Source organism: Aeribacillus sp. JST-2 (assembly GCF_056032925.1).
This window is the reverse complement of record NZ_JBVVUU010000091.1, coordinates 1-1,899: the sequence shown is the minus strand read 5'-3', so window position 1 is coordinate 1,899 and position 1,899 is coordinate 1. Positions and strand designations below refer to the sequence as shown.

The following is a 1,899-nucleotide window of genomic DNA, read 5'->3' as shown; positions in this document are numbered from 1 at the left end:
TTTTATTAGTACAATGATACACTCAAACATAGGAGGAAGAATAATGACTGCTTGGCTCGATTTAACAAAAAAGGAATTCAGATTAGGGCTTCCTGCGTTTATTTTCTCCTTGATCGTTCTGATCGGGATCTTCGCCATTAGTACCATAATTGGCCTATCGATTGACTTCATGTGGGAAACGTTAACGATTGGCGCGTTTGCTGCAGTTGCTCTTCATGGCTTTTATTTAGCCTACTACATGCTTTACAGTCTGGATGTAGAGCGAAAACGAATGCATTTGTGGCTCCATAACCCGCTGCCGATCGTACAACTCTTGTTGGCGAAGCTCGTTTCTGGCCTTTCCTATATGCTCATTACCTTCATCACTGCAGCAATCGTATTATGGCAAGCTTACCGAAATAGCATGGTGTCTATCCATTTAAGTGAATGGTTGAATACCCTTATTTTGTTGGTAATCACCTTACTCACCACAACGTTATTACTAGGGTGTACCTATTTGTTCTTTTGGACGGTCTTTATGGCGTTAAGCAAAACGTATAATGATTTTCTTAGTTTTGTGTTGACGTTCTTATTTTTTCTCGTCGTCGTATCACTCTTCAATATAGTTGAAGACGTTTCCTCCTTATTCGATTGGGGGGCGGTTAACAGTGAAAGTGTGCTTTCAGGGTTTGAGTTTAGCATTTCAAATGAAATCCATAGTTTTGAAATCCAAGAAACATCAACCGTTTTTTACATCGGTCATTTCGTACGGGATCTCGTATTGACTGGCTTGCTTTTTTTCGGCGGTTGCTGGATTCTTGATCGCAAAGTTGAGGTATAATCGATGGCTGATATATTCCATTCTGCAGAACCGATTTATTTACAATTAGCGGAACGTATAAAACGGCAAATCGTCCGTGGTGAATTACAACTTGGTGAAAAGCTCCCCTCAGTACGTGACATGGCACTTAAGGCTAACGTGAATCCGAATACGGTACAGCGAACATACCGAGAACTAGAGGGGTTGAAAATTGTGGAGTCCAAACGTGGTCAAGGAACATTTGTTACAGTCGATGAACGAGTTCTCCAGGCGATCCGGGAGGAAATGAAGGAAACAGAAATATCCCATTTTGTACAAGTAATGCGGGAAATGGGGTATTCTGACGACGAAATTAAAGCAGGGTTAGATTCTTATTTGACTGAGAAGGGAGCATCTGAGCAATGATTTTATTTCAACAAGTAACGAAAAAATATCGTCAAAAAGTAGCACTGGATGAAGTGAACTTAAAGCTTTCACGGGGGAAAATCATCGGACTGGTCGGTGAAAATGGGAGTGGAAAATCAACGATGCTGAAGTTAATCGCCGGCCTCGCTTATCCGACGAGAGGAGAAGTGCTCGTTAATGGGAGCAAGGCGAATCGCCGTGTGGCCTCCACCGTCTCCTATTTATCAGAGCTGGATGAGTATTACCGATTTTATAACGTGAAGCAAATGATTGAATTTTATGCTAGTCAATTTCCTGATTTTGATCTGAAAAAGGCCTATGAAATTTTAACATTTATGAAACTCGATCCGGAAAGCAAGCTGAAAGAACTGTCAAAAGGAAACCGCGGTCGATTAAAAATCGTGCTGTCCCTTGCGCGCAACGCCCCCATTATCCTGATGGATGAACCACTTTCTGGACTGGACCCGATGGTACGTCAATCGATCGTCAAAGGACTGATCTCCTTTATCGATCTAGAAAAACAACTCGTTCTGATCACCACTCATGAGATCCGGGAAGTAGAAAACATCTTAGATGAGGTGATCGCGATAAAAGACGGTAAGATCATTGGCCATCATAACGTGGAGCAACTGCGGGAAGAGCAAAACCTCGGAATAGTCGATTGGATGACAACTATTTATGAATAAGGCATTTCT

3 protein-coding genes are annotated in these 1,899 nt (G+C 42.0%); all 3 read left to right on the top strand.

The features are described 5' to 3' along the window. Nucleotides 1–43: 43 nt before the first annotated feature. The 3 genes from AC0KTX_RS16695 to AC0KTX_RS16685 are packed head-to-tail and all read left to right on the top strand — an operon-like array spanning nt 44 to nt 1,890. Complete coding sequence (locus AC0KTX_RS16695; RefSeq protein ID WP_474253154.1) at nt 44–820, top strand: hypothetical protein; 777 nt, start codon at nt 44–46, stop codon at nt 818–820. A gap of 3 nt (nt 821–823) precedes the next feature. Next, complete coding sequence (locus tag AC0KTX_RS16690) at nt 824–1,204, top strand: GntR family transcriptional regulator (RefSeq protein WP_474253153.1); 381 nt, start codon at nt 824–826, stop codon at nt 1,202–1,204. After that, nucleotides 1,201–1,890 carry an ABC transporter ATP-binding protein gene (locus tag AC0KTX_RS16685; RefSeq protein WP_474253152.1) on the top strand — a complete coding sequence of 230 codons (690 nt, stop codon included), beginning with the start codon at nt 1,201–1,203 and terminating at the stop codon, nt 1,888–1,890. Before AC0KTX_RS16690 ends, AC0KTX_RS16685 begins: the two co-directional genes overlap by 4 nt. The last annotated feature ends 9 nt before the right edge of the window (nt 1,891–1,899 follow it).

Excerpts from the sequence above, each read along its gene's own strand:
- AC0KTX_RS16695 (WP_474253154.1), top strand. The coding sequence starts at position 44 with ATGACTGCTTGGCTCGATTTAACAAAAAAGGAATTCAGATTAGGGCTT.
- AC0KTX_RS16690 (WP_474253153.1), top strand. The coding sequence starts at position 824 with ATGGCTGATATATTCCATTCTGCAGAACCGATTTATTTACAATTAGCG.
- AC0KTX_RS16685 (WP_474253152.1), top strand. The coding sequence starts at position 1,201 with ATGATTTTATTTCAACAAGTAACGAAAAAATATCGTCAAAAAGTAGCA.